The 17,607-nt window shown below is 37.8% G+C and carries 16 protein-coding genes and 2 riboswitches; of the genes, 3 read left to right on the top strand and 13 right to left on the bottom strand.

From position 1 onward, the window contains the following. Window positions 1-203: 203 nt before the first annotated feature. On the bottom strand, window positions 204-545 hold the full coding sequence (locus tag BMX63_RS15375; RefSeq protein ID WP_093137182.1) for a hypothetical protein: 342 nt from the start codon (window positions 543-545) through the stop codon (window positions 204-206). Window positions 546-914: 369 nt separating this feature from the next. Further along, on the bottom strand, window positions 915-1,346 hold the full coding sequence (gene mntR, locus BMX63_RS15380; RefSeq protein ID WP_093137183.1) for a transcriptional regulator MntR: 432 nt from the start codon (window positions 1,344-1,346) through the stop codon (window positions 915-917). 465 nt (window positions 1,347-1,811) lie between these two features. On the opposite strand from mntR, the gene zupT reads away from it, so the two are divergent. Together zupT and BMX63_RS15390 are read left to right on the top strand one after the other, a co-directional pair. Further along, window positions 1,812-2,624, top strand: coding sequence for a zinc transporter ZupT (zupT, locus tag BMX63_RS15385; RefSeq protein ID WP_093137185.1), 813 nt, complete (start codon window positions 1,812-1,814; stop codon window positions 2,622-2,624). Between the two features lie 157 nt (window positions 2,625-2,781). Continuing rightward, window positions 2,782-4,014 (top strand): aminopeptidase, encoded by a 1,233-nt coding sequence (locus BMX63_RS15390; RefSeq protein WP_093137187.1) that lies wholly within the window; start codon window positions 2,782-2,784, stop codon window positions 4,012-4,014. Between the two features lie 104 nt (window positions 4,015-4,118). On the opposite strand, the gene BMX63_RS15395 is transcribed toward BMX63_RS15390, so the two are convergent. The 11 genes from BMX63_RS15395 to BMX63_RS15445 form a co-directional block, all read right to left on the bottom strand. Beyond that, window positions 4,119-5,192 carry a Ger(x)C family spore germination protein gene (locus tag BMX63_RS15395; RefSeq protein WP_093137188.1) on the bottom strand — a complete coding sequence of 358 codons (1,074 nt, stop codon included), beginning with the start codon at window positions 5,190-5,192 and terminating at the stop codon, window positions 4,119-4,121. Continuing rightward, window positions 5,189-6,277 carry a GerAB/ArcD/ProY family transporter gene (locus BMX63_RS15400; RefSeq protein ID WP_177167353.1) on the bottom strand — a complete coding sequence of 363 codons (1,089 nt, stop codon included), beginning with the start codon at window positions 6,275-6,277 and terminating at the stop codon, window positions 5,189-5,191. The genes BMX63_RS15395 and BMX63_RS15400 overlap by 4 nt, the downstream gene beginning before the upstream one ends. 17 nt (window positions 6,278-6,294) lie before the next feature. After that, window positions 6,295-7,800, bottom strand: coding sequence for a spore germination protein (locus tag BMX63_RS15405; protein WP_281242763.1), 1,506 nt, complete (start codon window positions 7,798-7,800; stop codon window positions 6,295-6,297). A 156-nt stretch (window positions 7,801-7,956) separates the two neighbouring features. Next, window positions 7,957-8,910 (bottom strand): ATP-grasp domain-containing protein, encoded by a 954-nt coding sequence (locus BMX63_RS15410; RefSeq protein ID WP_093137192.1) that lies wholly within the window; start codon window positions 8,908-8,910, stop codon window positions 7,957-7,959. Window positions 8,911-8,933: 23 nt separating this feature from the next. Beyond that, window positions 8,934-9,983 carry an LLM class flavin-dependent oxidoreductase gene (locus BMX63_RS15415; RefSeq protein WP_093137193.1) on the bottom strand — a complete coding sequence of 350 codons (1,050 nt, stop codon included), beginning with the start codon at window positions 9,981-9,983 and terminating at the stop codon, window positions 8,934-8,936. Window positions 9,984-10,070: 87 nt separating this feature from the next. After that, window positions 10,071-10,182: riboswitch (SAM riboswitch) on the bottom strand. An 80-nt stretch (window positions 10,183-10,262) separates the two neighbouring features. After that, entirely contained in the window at window positions 10,263-11,003 is a 741-nt protein-coding gene (gene sdhB / locus BMX63_RS15420; protein ID WP_093137195.1) for a succinate dehydrogenase iron-sulfur subunit, read from the bottom strand. A gap of 55 nt (window positions 11,004-11,058) precedes the next feature. After that, window positions 11,059-12,162 carry a phosphomevalonate kinase gene (locus BMX63_RS15425; RefSeq protein ID WP_093137196.1) on the bottom strand — a complete coding sequence of 368 codons (1,104 nt, stop codon included), beginning with the start codon at window positions 12,160-12,162 and terminating at the stop codon, window positions 11,059-11,061. Window positions 12,163-12,210: 48 nt separating this feature from the next. Then, complete coding sequence (gene mvaD / locus BMX63_RS15430; RefSeq protein ID WP_093137197.1) at window positions 12,211-13,194, bottom strand: diphosphomevalonate decarboxylase; 984 nt, start codon at window positions 13,192-13,194, stop codon at window positions 12,211-12,213. Then, window positions 13,191-14,180, bottom strand: a complete 990-nt coding sequence (gene mvk, locus BMX63_RS15435) for a mevalonate kinase (protein WP_093137199.1) — start codon at window positions 14,178-14,180, stop codon at window positions 13,191-13,193. The genes mvaD and mvk overlap by 4 nt, the downstream gene beginning before the upstream one ends. Window positions 14,181-14,218: 38 nt before the next feature. Beyond that, complete coding sequence (locus tag BMX63_RS15440) at window positions 14,219-15,571, bottom strand: tripartite tricarboxylate transporter permease (RefSeq protein ID WP_093137200.1); 1,353 nt, start codon at window positions 15,569-15,571, stop codon at window positions 14,219-14,221. Continuing rightward, the gene (locus BMX63_RS15445) at window positions 15,571-15,810 is read right to left on the bottom strand and encodes a hypothetical protein (protein ID WP_177167358.1); all 240 of its coding nucleotides are present in this window, start codon (window positions 15,808-15,810) and stop codon (window positions 15,571-15,573) included. The genes BMX63_RS15440 and BMX63_RS15445 overlap by 1 nt, the downstream gene beginning before the upstream one ends. 358 nt (window positions 15,811-16,168) lie before the next feature. Continuing rightward, a riboswitch (SAM riboswitch) is annotated at window positions 16,169-16,279 on the top strand. A 99-nt stretch (window positions 16,280-16,378) separates the two neighbouring features. On the opposite strand from BMX63_RS15445, the gene BMX63_RS15450 reads away from it, so the two are divergent. Continuing rightward, the gene (locus BMX63_RS15450; protein WP_093137203.1) at window positions 16,379-17,509 is read left to right on the top strand and encodes a 5-methyltetrahydropteroyltriglutamate--homocysteine S-methyltransferase; all 1,131 of its coding nucleotides are present in this window, start codon (window positions 16,379-16,381) and stop codon (window positions 17,507-17,509) included. Window positions 17,510-17,607 lie beyond the last annotated feature (98 nt).

The following is a 17,607-nucleotide window of genomic DNA, read 5'->3' on the forward strand; positions in this document are numbered from 1 at the left end:
GAAATGAACTATTTTCCATATTAAGCTCTCCTAAAATATTGAATATCTTTCCGGAACCGTAATTACCATAAAATTCAAATAATTTAGTCTAATTCCCAAAAAAGAAAGGGAACATCAGTCAGTTATAACTTGACGTTCTTCTTGATGTGTTAAAGGACCAGTTACGTTAAATTTTACTTTTTCTATTGATTGCCCCAATTTATTTACACCATTGAATTTATTCTATTTAGTAAAGTCTCATCATTATCTACTAAACCTAATTGAAATGCCTTGTCCATAACCTCCCAAACCTTTAAAGTATGACTTGGATTTTTGCCATAATTCATCTGAACTTGAAGGGCCTTCTCATGAAATGAAGACATATCACGAACATTTTTTTCGTTAACAACCTTTTCTTTCTCTAATATTTCCTTAAATTGGCTAAATCCTATATCATTTGATTGACCGCCAAATTTGGTTCCGTATTTTATATGTTTTTGAAATCTAGCAGATAATGTCAAACGAGTGTATGCAGCAAACTGTGCATTATCTGGAGTTATTTTCATGTAAACCATTCCTCCTTTAATACTTTCTCCCTATCTATATCGGTATTTTCAAAAGAGTTTAAACTATAGTGATTCATTCATATATATCTTCATGATTCTCTGCATTTTTGATAATTTGATAACCGGTAAGTTCTAATTCCCTTTCACACTTATCCCATGGGAGCGTCCCCAAGCAAACCAATCATTTCGTCCATCTTTATCCTCTTGGTAGGGATCTTTTTTACTTTTGTTTCGATCAACCATACACAATAATTAATGAGCTTCATACTTCCGCTCCAATCAACTTGATAGAAAATAAACAATAAGCTTTAACAAAGCCATATAATAAAGCTTCTGGAAATTATTTATCCAGAAGCTTTATTATATGGCTTAACCTATCGAATCATTTTCTTGATTTATAGCTTGTAATGTATGGATTCTACTTTGATCCTCTTTAAAATACTGAACGAGATTTGCAATCTTATCTATGGCTTCCCAGCTTAAATGATGCTCGATTCCTTCTACATCACCATATATTTTATCCTTATGGACACCAATAATCTCCAGGAATTGTTCTAATAAATCATGGCGATAGACCAAAAGATGGCCGAACTTTTTTCCCTTAGAGGTCAGATTCAAGCCACGATATCGTTCGTAAACAAGATAACCATCATCCCCAAGCTTTTGTACCATTTTCGTTACTGAAGATGGCTGAACCGATAAATTTTCTGCTATCTCAGATACTCTGGCATAGCCTTTTTTATGTATTAATATGTATATCTGTTCCATATAATCTTCCATACTCGGAGTCGTTCCACCCATTACACAAAGCCCCTTACATCAATCCCTTTACCTAAATTATAGATGAAAACAACGATTATAACAAGAAAAGCATAGGCGACTGATTAGGTCCGACTGCATAAGCGGAATTCATGTAGTGGCGGGCTTTGCCACGGAATTGATTCCGCTTATGACAGCTTGGACCTAGGAGCCGGAGCTGGACATAGAAAAGCGTAGGCGACTGATTAAGTCCGACTGCATAATCAAGCTTTTCCTAACCATTAAATGAATGAATTGACATCTCCAGGCAGTTGCTATATTTTAGTCTCAGGAAACTTTTTTACAATTGCAAAAAAATTGATACGCACATTCGCCTATGGAACTTCATATAGATTCATTGTGAATATTATTTTTTTACCAATAAGTTTCCTTAGGGAAAGACTTGTTTAAAATGAAGGAAATTTTCACTTACTAAAGGTAAAGATTGAACATCAAGGGGAGATGAACATGACTGAAAATGTACTGATGGCTCTAAGCCTAACAGTGATGGCTGGCCTATCAACCGGTATCGGCAGTGTTTTAGCCTTTTTTACTTCCGATACGAATACGAAATTCCTATCCTTTGCGCTTGGGTTTTCAGCGGGGGTTATGATTTATGTTTCGTTCGTAGAGATCTTTGATAAAGCTCAGGAATCACTTGTGTCTGCGATGGGAGATACACTTGGAAACTGGACTACAGTTGCAGCATTTTTTGGCGGGATAGGAATTATAGCCTTGATTGACAAATTTATACCACAGCATGGGAATCCTCATGAAATTAAAAAAGTAGAGGATATGAAAAAAGAGCCAACAGTTATAAAAGAACAGTCTTCGTTGCTTAAAATGGGATCTTTTACCGCGTTAGCGATTACCATTCACAACTTTCCTGAAGGAATAGCTACATTCACCTCAGCCCTCCAGGATCCAGGGTTAGGAATTGCGATTGCCGTTGCTGTTGCGATTCACAACATTCCTGAAGGCATTGCTGTATCTGTGCCTATTTATTTTGCAACCGGTAATAAGAAAAAAGCTTTTAAGTTGTCCTTTTTATCAGGTTTGGCTGAACCATTAGGAGCCATTGCTGCTTATCTACTTCTTCTTCCGTATTTAAATGACATGATGTTTGGAATGATTTTTGCTGCAGTAGCTGGAATAATGGTCTTTATATCCCTTGATGAATTATTACCTGCTGCAAAAAAATATGATGAAGCCCACCTTTCTATTTATGGATTAATTGCCGGAATGGGAGTTATGGCCATGAGTTTACTGTTATTTATATAACCTACTTTAAGATGCGACTGAACCCTTACTTCGTCGCATCTTTTTCATAGTAAGCAAATGATCATTTGGCACTTCCTGCGTTAGTTCTTAGAAGAAATTTTTTTGTACACGATTTTGATTTGTGAAATAATAGGATTGTGAAAAGGAGGATGACGAAATGTCAGATTTTCAAACCAACTTAGAAAAATATGCAGAATTAGTACTACGCAAAGGGGTAAACTTGCAAAATAATCAGGCACTGATGGTGAATGCACCTACAGAAGCTGTCCAATTTGTACGTGTTGTAGCTAAAAAAGCATACGAAATGGGTGCAAAGGATATACATATGAATTGGTCAGATGAAACACTTACCCGTCTCAAGTATGAACATGCACCAATGGAAACTCTTGAAACCGTTCCTCAATGGCGTGTGGATATGCATGATTATTATGCAGAGGATGGAGCTGCGGTTCTCTCTATAAAACCGTCTAACCCTGATTTATTAAAAGGAATTGATCCAAGTAGAATTGCAGCCGCAAATAAAGCATCAGGGAATGCTTTGAAAAATTTCCGCAGCTATACAATGAATGACCGCATTACATGGTGTGTAGCAGCTGTTCCAGGACAAGCATGGGCAAAGAAGGTCTTTCCGGACGAATCTCCGGAAACGGCAGTTAAAAAATTGTGGGAACAAATCTTTACGATTACTCGTGCTGATCAAAAAGATCCAGTAGAAGCCTGGAATCAACATAACGAAACATTAGCAACCGTTAGGGATTATTTAAATGATAAACAGTATGCAAAATTGGTTTACAAAGCACCTGGCACAGATTTAGAAATTACTTTGCCAAAGGGACATGTATGGAAAGGCGGGGCGTCCCCATCTGAAAAGGGAACCATTTTTAATGCTAACATTCCATCCGAAGAAGTCTTTACCATGCCACATAAATACGGAGTAAATGGAACTGTAAGTAATACAAAACCACTTAATTATGGTGGAAATTTGATTGATGATTTTTCCATTACTTTCAAAGAAGGAAAGGTAGTCGATTTTACCGCTGAAGAAGGCTATGAAACCCTAAAACATTTATTGGATACAGATGATGGAGCAAAGAGACTTGGAGAAGTAGCACTAGTGCCAGACGAATCACCAATTTCACAATCAGGTTTAATATTCTATAACACTCTTTATGACGAGAACGCATCCTGCCACCTCGCCTTCGGAAAAGCCTATCCAACGAATATCAAAGGTGGTTCCCAAATGGATGACGATGCACTGGACAAAAACGGAGTCAACAATAGCCTGGTCCATGTCGACTTCATGATGGGCTCTAATAAACTGGATGTATATGGCGTCACTAAAGACGGAAGGCAGGAACCTATCCTCAACCAAGGCTCATGGGCGATATAAAAACAGATTGAAATCTTGTTCTTTAGATAAAGCTTAACAAGGATTTATAAAAGAAAGTCCTTCATATTCCCTTTATGAAGGACTTTCTTTTGAATTCCACTCGATTATCTTCGGATGCCATATTCCATAATTTTTACATCTATTTTTGGTGTTATCTTTATATTAGGGTACATGTCTTCCCATTTTTTCCAATTAAAATTTCGATGTTCACTGTGATATTCATTGCCTAAACCCAGAGGATCGATATTTAGCTCCTGAAGCTTATTAAGAATGTCCTCTGCTTGTTGCTTCATTTGCTTTTCCATCGTGTTTTCTATTTTTTTAATCACTTTTTTCGTAATTTTACCTCCGCGGTATTCTCTGATTATTCCTTTAATATGAACATTAATCACTAATTCCGTATGATTCCCTTTTCCGTTATATTGAATCTTTCTGTCCGACCTTATATTACTGACCGAAGCACTTTTTTTATCTCCACGATAGACAGGAAATATCGCATTTTGAAAATCCCCTATTAATGAATTAAAAGTAAATGTTTGCTCATAAGGAAGACGACCAACATACCGTTCATCATCAAATAAAGCAATTCCGTCAATTTTCACCATATCTGTTACAGATAAAAATGGCAAAAACGGATCTGCTCCTTTGGAATATAAATTATACGTAAAAAGATGTAAGTTCGTTTCGGGGATTGTTCCCCTGTCAATATTTTGTTCAAACATATCGGATAAGTACATGCCGGAATCATCGTCCCAGTATTCACGTGTAAGCACTTCTGTTGTTGAACCTTCTACAATACCTAACCTGACCCTTGATCCTAAACTGGGATCTCGAACAAACACATCTTTTAGCTTCTGCAAGCCTTTCCTGGCTAATTCTTCGTTAAATAAAATGACTTCCAGCTTTCCAACAGCCAACGGTCGATTGGCTTCTGCATTTAACTTAAAGTTATTTTCACGTAACAGCATGGATGTATCGCTGAATATTTCAGTTGTTACGGCCTTATCAGCCTGAAAGTTAGGTACCGCGATGGTTCCTTTAACTTTATTCCCTTCTACAGCATCATAACCTACAGCTGTAACGAGTGAAAGATCATCAACAATTTCCCTTTCGACACCACAGCCTGTTCCTAAAAATACAACAATGGACAACATTACGGCTATAGTAGCTGTTTTCATTTTGATTTCCTCACTTTATTGTAAATGGTGTAGACAATAAATAGAAAAGGAATGTAGAAATATACCATATAAAAACCGACTCTGCTTATATATTCACTAAGTAGGCTTATCCTTTCATGACCATTTATCAAGACATTGGCAATAAGGACAATAATGAGGAAAACAATAACGGTTTTTCTTTGATTAAATCGAAATAATCGTTTCATTCCCCTTGTCGAAGCCCAAAGAGTTAGTGTCATATTAGGAAGAATAACCAATGCCCATGAACTAATTCCTATATATTCAAACCGTTCCACAAAAGGCATTTCGATAATTTTCCACATTCCAAGAGTTGGCCAAATAACCGTTTTAATTTGCTCTTCATCATAAAAAACAAAGGCAACCATACTTATAGCTACATAAACAACAATGGTAAATAAGACACCAAAATGTGCCCATTTATGTGCTTTTTTGGGATGTTTTATAAATGGAAAAAAGATGAATAAAGTTGAAAATCCTAAAAAGCTTAGTGTCATTTCTTTCGATGACAACATTAAATCTTTAACAGAATGGTTTAATACAGGTAAAAGATTATGAAAATGAGCAAACTCCAAAGGGAATATCAAAGTAAACAGCAGATATATAGGAATAACTGTTCCCAAGAAACAAATCCCTACTACAACCCGAAACCCCCCATTGATGACATAATAGACAAGGATTAAAAAAAAGATTCCAAGATATAAAATGCTGATATGAGGAAACATCCATACTTGAATGATTTCAATATATAGACGCAGGGCGATTGTTGATAAAACAAGAAAATATAAACACTGGATAAAACCAAACAAGCCTCCAAGATATTTTCCGAATAGTTCTTTTTGAATATCAAAAATATCCTGATCCTGTCTTAACATTTTAAAGGCTATCCAAATAATAATATGAACCCCAATCCCTGCGATTATAACTGAAATCCATGCATCATAACTGGCATGTTCAACAACCTTACTTTGGAAGCTTAAGATCCCCACCCCTACTTGCACAGAGGTAATTAAGAATAAGACTAAAAAAGGCGATATTTTCATGGAATCTGAAATAGGCTTACCCAACCTCATCACCTCCTTGTCTATTCATCAATATCTTTCTTTTTCGTTGCATCCCTTTTGCTGTATCTCTCGGTTTGCTCTGTTTGGAGCTGCACAGGGCGTTGAGTGTTTCTCGAAAACGGAAAACGAATAATGGAATCTTTCATATCCTTTAAACGAGGAGGATAAATAGGCTCAAAAAATGGTCTTCCTAAAGAAGTGAGTCTCAATAAATGAACAATTAAATAACAGAAGCTTAGAACAACTCCGAGCATTCCAAATAAATACGCAACAAATATAAATGGAAAACGAATTAAACGAATCGTGTTACCCATTTGATAAACCGGGGTCGTAAAGGAAGCCAAAGCAGCTAACGCAATGATAATTAATAGTACATTACTTGTTAGTCCAGCTTCAACAGATGCTGTTCCAATTACAATACCACCAACGATACCAATGGTTTGCCCGACTTTAGTTGGCAGTCTAGCCCCAGCCTCGCGTAAAAGCTCAATGGTTAACTCCAAAAAAATAGCTTCCAATATAGGTGGTAACGGAACCACTTCCCTTGAGGTAATTAAAGTTCCCATTAAATCTTTAGGAATAAGTTCATAATGATACGTTAGGGTTGCAACATAAATCGGTGTAACCAAAATTGAAAAAACAACGGAAAAAAATCGAATAATACGAAAGGCAGAAGCAATCACAGGATTTAGAAAATAGTCCTCAAATGAGGAAAAAAACTCTGTTAGGTTGGCTGGTGCTATTAAAGCATGAGGAGAACCAGCTGCCATAATGACAATCTTCCCTTCCGTTAATACCGCTGATGCACGGTCTGGTCTTTCTGTATCTAATAATTGTGGAAAAGGAGATTTAGGATTATCCGAAATAATTTGTGTGATGTAAGAACTATCAACGAGATGATCAATATCGATTTCCTTTATCCGTTGTATAACCGTGTTTACGTTCTCCTCATTGGCTACTCCATCAATATAAAGCACCGCCACCTTAGATTTCGTTAACTTTCCAACCTTTAATTCTTTTACCATTAATTCAGGAATAGGTAACCGATTACGGACTAAATTCAAATTCGTATCAATTGACTCTAAAAAGGCTTCCTTAGGTCCAATAACAGAAAACTCTACTTCAGGAACAGATACATTACGAGTCTTTTTTAACGGGGCGTTAATTAACAATCCTTTTTGGTCATATTCATCTAACCGGAGGAGAATATATCCTCTAAGCATCCTGTTTTGCATTTGTTCAACGTCTTTGGTTGTCAAAACCTTTTCAACCGGGATGGACTCTTTAAGCTCCTCTAATGAGTAGTGTTTATATTCCTGTAAATTTTCCAATATATCTTTATGGAGGATTTCTGTATCTACTAATGATTTGTAAAAAGAAAGCCAAATCGTCTGCTTTTTAATCGAATGTTCATAATGCATAAAGTCGCTCGAGGTTTTGCACATATCAATAAGTTCAACGATGTTATTAGGCTGCTTGAGTGAGTTGGACTTATTTTTTTTGTTCTTTTTACCAAATAGTTTCATATTCCAAGCCTCACATTTTCCGTTAAAATTCTAATGCAGAATACTGTTCATATTTTGTCTAATTATGGTGTTTTTATTCTAATTTGGAAAAATATTTTAATTAAAACCATACAAAAAGAGTTATCTCCAAGTTTAGAGATAACCCTTTTGTCTTCTTTAACTATAGGATTTTTGCCGGATTTGATTAAGCCTTTCGCCTAAATATCCGGCTACTTCTAACATTCCATACTTCTCTGCCAAAGCTTCTGCATCACTATTGTAGTTGGTATTGGTATTTATATCATACGTATAAAGATTTCCATCTTGATCTTTTATAAATTCTATACCTGCTATTTGGATATTATTAGCAGCCAGTACTTGTTCATAGTTTTCTAAAATAGGATGATGGAAGTCTTTTTGAATTTGGAATTTAGTTGGGGATGCTGGTTCTTCCCCTACTGGGCAGAACAAATCATCAATAGAACAAGCATCAGCCGGGCAAAGCTCAAACCCTTCCGATGTGTCAACACGTACCGCATATAAAAATTTGCCTCCAACAAATTCACAACGAGTAATAAAAGCTTCTGGTGATTCGATATATTCCTGAATCAATGTAACCCCATCAACAGGCTCTTCAAATTCATCACCTTCTACATATTCTTTTAACGCATCCACCGATTGAAAAAGTTGAACTCCCAGCCCTTTACCTGCGCGATTATGCTTTGTAATAAATTTTTGTCCCTCAAAAGACTGCGCTTGTTTCAACAATTCATCCTTACCAACGGCTGCAATTGTTTTGGGTGTTCGAATACCATGCTTTTCCAGTTCTAAATATTGAAGGACTTTGCTAAGCTCTAATTGTAAAGCTCGGCTTCCATTGATTACGGTACGACCATGAGCTTCCAGCCAGCCAATTACAGCATTTGCCAGTTCCGGTGAATAACGATGTCCCCTTGTATGTGAGGAAGCACTCATCCGGTTGTAAAAAATCCCCTCAGGAGGTTCCTTAGTTAAATCAATAGACCCGTTATCCAGTAACCAATCCTCATATGGAATATCCAATTCTTCTAATCTCTTAAATAAATACTCAGTCCACTCTTCATTTTCATGGATGACATAAACTTTACTCATTTCACCATCAACCCTCCTTAAGATCACTTAGCGGTTGTTGTCCGCAGTTCTTCTACTTTTGGCATAACTACTTTTGAAAATCGCTCCAACTCCTCTAATTGGGGAGAACATTGTAATAAGAGTAAATCAACTCCTGCCTGCTCATATTCCAGAATTTTTGAAGCAATCTGTTCAGGGGTTCCTACAAGATTAGGACGTAAGCCTCGATTGGAAACAGAATAATCCTGTAATTGAATCTTCTGCTCCAGCTCAGATTTGGATGTGAAGTCTTCAAAACCTGCATATCCACTCATATCATCTACTGTAGTAATCCTTTCCAGTTCTGCTAACGCTTCTTCTTCTGTATCTCGACAAATGACATAGGCTGCCATGCCAAAGGATTGCAATGGTTCCTTACCTGCTTCAATTCTCCGATTTTTCATATCCTGAATCTTACCAGCTACTTCTTCCACTGTTCCACCGTGCATCACATACGCATCACACGCAGATGTAATGACCTGCTTCCCTTTTTCACTTTCGCCCCCTGCATAAAGAACAGGATTCGGCTTTTGAACCGGTTTTGGAGCGAGTTTAGCATCTTCTATCTTGTAAAACTTCCCGTCATAGCTAAAGGTCTCTTCGGTCCACATGCCTTTTAGGATATCCAGAAATTCTGTTGTTCGGTCATATCGTTCATCATGTTTGGTGAAGGCTCCGCCATATTGTTTTGCCTCACCTTCCCACCAGCCTGATACAATATTTAACGTAAACCGACCGTTACTAATATGATCGATTGTTGCTGCCTGTTTTGCGGTAACTGCAGGATGATGAAATCCTGGTCGTACAGCTGTCATAATTTCAATTTTTTCTGTGACCGCAGCTAATCCTGCAGCAGTTGACCAGGCTTCCAGGGAATCCTGATTGATACCTTTAATATCATTCAAATACAACTCCGCAATTAAAGTTGTATCGTAACCCCACTTTTCAGCGGATTGAATAACTTCCTTTGCATAGTCAAACGTAGGAGGCATTTGTTCATCCTCAACATTTCGCAGCCATCCTCCAAAAATCGGTAACCAGAATCCATATTTCATGTTCCCCACTCCCTGATGAATGATTATGTAAATATAAAAAACTCTCTTCAAATAAGAAGAGAGTTTATATCCATTTATCTACTCGTCCTCTTATCTTTCAAGTAAGCATACTTGATGGAATTGGCACAGTGTTCTTTCTAAATAGAAACCGCTGCCGAGGCTTCTTTGGGCCATTTCCCTCCACCTCTCTAGATAAGAAACCGTATGAAATTGTTAGACAAATCATAATAGAAAATAAATGAAATGTCAACCATACCAATCGGATTAATAAAAAGATTTTTATCCGAAAAAACTTTTAAATGACTGGACCGTTGCTTCCCGATTAATAGCCGCAATGGATGTGGTAAGCGGTATCCCTTTAGGACAGGATTGAACACAATTTTGCGAATTCCCACAGTCCTCAAGTCCACCTTCTCCCATAAAGGTCTCCAGCCGCTCTTCTTTATTCATTGCACCTGTTGGGTGAACATTTTTCAGGCGGATTTGTGAAAAAACGAAAGGACCTAAAAAGTCAGTATTTTCATTTACATTTGGACACGCCTCAAGACAAATCCCGCATGTAAAACATTTTGATAGTTCATAGGCCCATTGTCTTGTGTTTTCTGCCATACGCGGTCCTGGACCAATGTCATACGTACCATCAATCGGAATCCATGCTTTTACTCGTTTTAAAGCATCAAACATTTTTCCCCGATCAATAAATAAATCTCTTATTACAGGGAAGGTCGTCATAGGAGCAAGTTTTACAGGCTGCTTCAATTGATCAACTAAGGTTGAACAGGCTTGTCTTGGTTTGTTATTGATAATCATAGAGCAAGCCCCACAAACCTCTTCCAGGCAATTCATATCCCATTGAACTGGCGTTGTTTGCTTTCCATCTTTTGTGACAGGATTTTTGCGAATTTCCATCAAAACCGAAATGATATTCATATTTGAACGATAGGGAATCGAAAAGCTTTCTTCATATGGATCAGACTCAGGATTATCCTGTCGAGTAATAATGACATCAATGTTATCCATGTTGACTCCTCCTTGCAAACAAAGAGTGGGGTTCACCAATAATAGAGATAAATCTTTACTTATGCCAGGAGCTTCCATTGTGGTCAACATCAAGGTTTAATGGTTCAATACCTGCCTTTTTCCAGGCTTCAGACAGCTTTACAACCTGTTCTTGTGAAGTAACAAATGCAATTCCACAATCTCCACCACCTGCACCAGAGGATTTACCACTTCCTCCCATTTGTTCAGCTAAATCAGATAATACTGCTAAATTAGGAGTTTCTATTAGCATGCCCACTTCTTTTCCTAATTTTACAAGGGCAGAACGATTTTTCTTTAAATAAAATAGAGACTCTTCTGCATCCTTATGTTCAAAGCTGCTTACAATCCCTTCTACTGCCTGATAGCTATCTTTCAGGAAGGTTTGGTATATCTGGTTATTTTCCTGTTGTCCATCTTTAAGTTGTCTGATCATTGGCCCCGTAGAAACCGCCTTGCCCGTCCAGCCTACACACAGCTGCAGCGTTTCAGGAGGTATTACAGGCTGAATAGAAAGATATGGCCAGGACTGCTCAATAAGGGTAGTAATGGATGAGCTTGTTTCTATTTGTTGGAGTAGCCATTGTGCCTGAAAAGCGGAATATCGTAACCAGCCTCCGTAGGTTGAAGCAGCTACATCAGCTCCAGAACCACTCCCTTGTGTTTTCACATGAGCTATGACTGCAAGCTTAAAAATCAATTCTTTAGGTGCGTAAAACAATTGGTTCTGTTGCTCTGCTAAAGCTAATATAGCGGAAACTACAGAAACGACAACGGCTGCACTTGAACCAAGTCCATATTTTTTACCAGAAGGGTCATCTAACTCACTCGTAACCGTTAAATGGAAAGGGGAAAGCTGTACAGAAGACTCATTTAAATAGTCTTGAACAACTTTAATGGTATTTTGGACAAATAACAATTTTTCATCTGTATTGCTGAACGAAATCGAACGTGAATTGACTTCCCATGACACAGATTCAAACCCTAAATCAGGAAGGGTAAATTCACAATTTTTACTGGATGTAATTTTCGCATAAACATACCGATTGACGGCGGCTACAATCGCATTCTGGTTCGGTTCTAATACGGCATATTCCCCAGCAATCATCAATTTCCCAGGGACTCTTACATAAATGGGCAATTAAATTCCCTCTCTTTCAAATACACTTTCCCATCGACTGTTTATTGATTAAAGATAGTCTTGATATTCAATACCAGGACCAGGACGACAACCATAAATACCTTTAACAGCTGGAAGTTTTTCAAGTTCATCTCGTACGATTTGTTCATCCTCGGGAAGACAAAGAATTTTTACATTCGGTCCTGCATCAATCGTAAAGTAAGCCTGTATTCCGGCCTCTCTAAGCTGCTGCACTTCCTCCATTACAGATACAGTCCCACTTTGCCAATAAGTAAATGGTGGTTGAGATCCAAGCATCGTGGCATGCATCTTCAACGCATTAGCTTCCGTTACTTCCCCTAATCGCTCGAAATCTTTCGTATGAATAGCCTTTTTCATTTCAGCTAATTCCTGATCTACCGCTTTTAGCCATCCTGAATAAAACGCTGAGGTTTCAACAGTGCGCTTCATTCCTTTACGACTGGATATGGGTTTAGCCTTTGATTCCAGCAATACCGATAACACACGTAGATCCCATTCTGCTTCTGGTAGAATGGGTTTTGCATAGGAATCTGAACCGTCATCGCTATTTCCTTTTTCCCACTCGACAAATCCTCCATATACTGAACGGCATGCAGATCCTGAGCCTTGTCGCGCAAGCATCGATAGTGTCTTTTTATCCACCTCAAGTCCCAATGCTTTCGTGGAAGCCGCTGCTAATGCAGCAAACCCGGAAGCAGAGGAAGCAAAGCCTGCAGATGTAGGAACATGGTTTATGGAACGTACGTAGGCATTCCGTTTAACACCGGCATATTGTCTAACCATATTCAGGTAGCTGGAGATTTTAGTGGATTCAGCTTCACTGGCTTGTTCACCATTAAATATAAACATATCGTTTGCTAACCTTTCATCAAATTGGACCTCCGTTGTTGTATAAAAGTGATCCAATGTTAAGGAAAGACTATTATTCATTGGTAAAATCAATTCATCATTACGCTTCCCCCAATATTTAATCAGGGCAATATTTGTATGTGCTTTTGCGACTGCCTTCATATCAAGTCTCCTCTGCTTGTTTCATTCATGGATGCCGGTTTAGACATTCCTAAAGTGAAAAACCATGTGTTACCAGCGCCAGCTTTTCTTAAGGAATTTGAAATATGTTCCGCATCCTCCATTGTCTTGGCTAATGCCAAAATACAGCCTCCACGTCCACCACCTGTTAATTTCGCACCAATGGCTCCAGCATTTTTAGCAGAAGAAACTAAGTGATTTAATTCACTATCACTTACCCCAAGCTTCATTAACTCTTCATGAGCCTTATTTAATAATTCTCCAAGTTTTCTTGGGCTTCCACCAGCTAGAATCGCTTGGGTTTTCCGTGTCAATTCACCGATATAGTTAATGGATTGCTTGGCCTTTTGATAGTGTTTTTCATACTTTTCCCGAACGGCCGATACAGCTGCGCGAGTATCACCAATTCGACCGGAATCCGCCACAACCAGATTTAAGGGCATACCCATTTCTATTGGCTGAATCGCTTCTTCTCTCTTAAACCAAATCGGCATATCTCTTGAGACACATTCCATATCAATTCCACTCGGATTACCATGGGCATATTTTTCCGCAATATCAACTAAATACATTAACATTTGATGTGATAGTTTTTGATCATAGTAGGAAAAAAGACTTCGTACAACTGCAGCAGCAATAGCTGCACTTGAACCTAGACCACGTCCAATAGGAATCATTGATTTTATCGAAAAATGTATATCCTTAGCAGGTTTAGCTAAGAATTTTAAAGATTCCCGAATACATACAGCAATCCCCTCTAATTTTTCGGGAATACGATTTAAAGGACCTTTATAAAAATCACTTGTTATGGTAATTTCCCCAGCACCTAATTGTACAGTTGATTTTACCATTAACAACGGAAATGGTAGTGCAATGGCAGGCTCGCCGTATACGACTGCATGTTCTCCAATTAATATTAATTTACTATGGGCGGTTCCCTCTCCCTTTATTTTAGAAGATGAACGCATAAACATCCCCCACTTCTATTCATATCTACTGTTTTCCTTTAAAATAAATTATTTACGATAAAAGGTGCTGCGTATAAGGTCATAAATTGAACACCATAGTTTACGCCTAAGCGGTTAAGTACCCCGGCTACTAATCCAATTAACAACACTCCGGCAATGTTAAGCCAGCCTGCATCCATAAAAGCAAGGAGTAAGACTAATCCGAAAAACAAGCCTAACATTGCTTCATGTGGAATTCGTTTAAATACAAATCGACAAATTTGCAGGGCATATTTAACTGTAACAAAATACGTAATCAATATGGCAATAACAGCGCCGATAATGGTTGCCCATAAGAATTCTGACATGGATAATATATGGTGTAAATTGTGATCCTGTGTAAACACTGGAGGTGCATTAAATAGTGCATGTGCCGGACCAAGAGCTGTTGGTGATAATGGCAATCCAAGGGCGATTAATGGGATTAATGTTCCACTAATATAAGCAGCATTCGTCAAAGCGTCCATGGATGAAATCGCCCGAGCTGCTTTCTTAACCGGATCCTTAATTTTACTCGAAACAACCTCTCCTAATAGGATGGTCATTCCCACAGGACTTAAAAAAAAGGTAATTACCCCTAATACTGATGTCAAAGAGCTTGTAATGGTTTCATTTTTTGTAAGGATTCGAAATGGATTTGGAAATCCTTTTATGTTCCAGTTTGATTTAACAGAGATGGTTTTTGTATTATAACGATTAAGTTTGGAACGTAAATCTCGATTTAACAGTTCAAATAATGTTAAGATAACAGGACCTATCGTAATCCCTAAGAAAAATGAAATAAAGACCGTTTCACCTTCAGGAACGATTCCGACTCCCCAATATAGATGTCGCAGTCCCTGAATTAACAAAGCTAACGGAAATATCGATACGAGCGCAACCCATTTATTTCTGGCCATTAAGGCTAGAAAGATTGCCCCAAAAAAGAAAATAGGATCTGTATACTGAGTAATAATATCTGAAAACCTGGCAAGCCCATTAGCAAGAATAAACGTAATGGGAATAGCTATAATAGTTCCGATAACAGAACCGGAAGCCATTTTTCTAATACTAATATCCGGCATCCCATGTTTTTTCAATACTAAAGCATGCTCGACCATTGGGGCTGACATAACCCCGCCAGGTATACCTGCAACTGCAACAGGGATTGAATCGGTTAATTTTTTTGCAATAATTGCAGCCATAAAAAAAGTTAAAATGACAATAGGTTCAAAACCTGTCAAAACTAATACCAGTGTAACAGGTGCTAATACAGCTGTTTCATCCGTACCAGGTGCCACTCCTATTAATGTGTAGAGTACAGATGCAATACCAGCTGCTAGAATCATTTGTAAAATTAAACTAATATCCATTATTTATCCTCTTCCCCACTCTCTTCAAATGATCGCTTCGGTTTTATAACAATACTACTGATTATAAAACCAATCACAGCACCTGCCAGTCCATAAAATAAAGGGTCTGAAGTATTATTTGGTGCAATAAAATATCCACCCAGCGAGAAAATTCCACAAATTAACAGAGCCAATCCTAAATCTTTAATATGTACAAGATCCTCCCATACTTCAATATTTTCCGGTTCCTTTTGATTCATGTCAGACATATTTAAACTCCAATCTATATTTATAATTTTGCAAAGTTCTCATCTCCTCTTATTATACACTCGATTATAGGTTGCGATGGGTACATCTTTCATATTCATTACAACCTTACGACGACTTATCACAAATCATGTCGATATTTCTTGTCTTTCCAATAGTAAAAACTATTCCTTATAGATGATAACTTTTTTTTGACAAGAAAAAAAGAATGGCGCTTTTTTATCTACTATTGTTTATTTTCAAACGATTTAGTTGGAAGTTCTCAAAATTTTTTTAAAATCAGGTCTTGTCAATCGTAATGATTTATAATATATTTATAGAAAGTTCTTAAAACAACTCCATAACGTACATTTCTTATCCAGAGAGGTTGAGGGACTGGCCCGATGAAACCTCAGCAACCAGCCTTTTACAGGCCCGGTGCTAATTCCAGCAAAGGTAATGCATTTACCTTTAAGATAAGAAGAAGTTTTTGATAAACATATCGAGCCTTCTTCTTTTGAAGGCTCTTTTTTTATGTGTTTAACAGGGCCTTTTACTATATTACAGAAAGAGGGATTTTAAATGGTTCAAAGTCAGGAAGAAAAAGGACAATCAAATGTGAAGCAAAAGCCTCCATTTCGTGCAGATCATGTAGGCAGCTTGCTAAGATCCGAGCGGATTAAGCAAGGCAGAATTCAAAAGGAATCCGGTGAAATTAGTACCGAACGCCTCGAAGAAATTGAAGACCAGGAAATCAAACGTATTGTAAAGAAGCAAAAGGATATTGGCTTACAAGCTGTAACTGACGGTGAATTTCGCCGGGCATGGTGGCACTTTGATTTTCTGGAAGGCTTAGAAGGTGTGGAAGGTTATGACACTGGAGAAGGTATTCAATTCCAGGGCACAAAAACCAAGGCACATGGAGTAAAAATTGTTGGGGCTATTGACTTCAAAAATCATCCTATGCTTGAACATTATAAGTATTTACATAGCCTTGCAGGTGATCATACGGCCAAAATGACCATTCCAAGCCCTAATATGCTTTGGTTTAGAGGTAAGAATGATACGAACCATTATAAGGATGATGAAGCCCTGCTAAACGATTTAACGAATGCTTATCAGAAGGCTATTCAATCCTTTTATGATGCTGGTTGTAGATACCTGCAGCTGGATGACACTTCATGGTCCCTATTTTTTAGTGAAAAAGGGCGGGATATGATTCGTTCACGAGGTCAAAAGCCAGAGGATTTACAAAAGTACTTTGCCAGGGCGATTAATGATTCTATCGCTAAGCGACCTGATGATTTACAAATAACGATGCATATTTGTCGTGGTAATTTCCAATCTACTTGGGCATCATCCGGCAGCTACGATGCTGCTTCTGAAACTATTTTTGGCGGACTTGATGTAGATGGCTTATTTCTAGAATATGATGACGAACGTTCCGGAGGTTTTAACCCTTTACGCTATGTTCACCGTAACGATTTGCAGCTTGTTCTTGGACTGATTACATCTAAATCTGGTGAACTAGAAGATGCAGACGACGTGAAACGAAGAATTGAGAAAGCCAGTCATTATGTGAATCTTAATCAATTATGCCTCAGTCCTCAATGCGGATTTGCCTCCACTGAGGAAGGAAATCTGTTAACAGAAGAGGAGCAGTGGAATAAACTTCGTCATGTAATCCAAATTGCGGAGGATGTTTGGAAATAAGGTTTAAAAAACACCCCAAAAGTCAGAGTGAAATCTCACTTTTGGGGTGTAATTTACCGTTTTCCCTACTATTCATCTATTATTAAAGGAATTGTCTT

Source organism: Salinibacillus kushneri, assembly GCF_900111405.1.
Taxonomy (GTDB): Bacteria; Bacillota; Bacilli; order Bacillales; family Alkalibacillaceae; genus Salinibacillus; species Salinibacillus kushneri.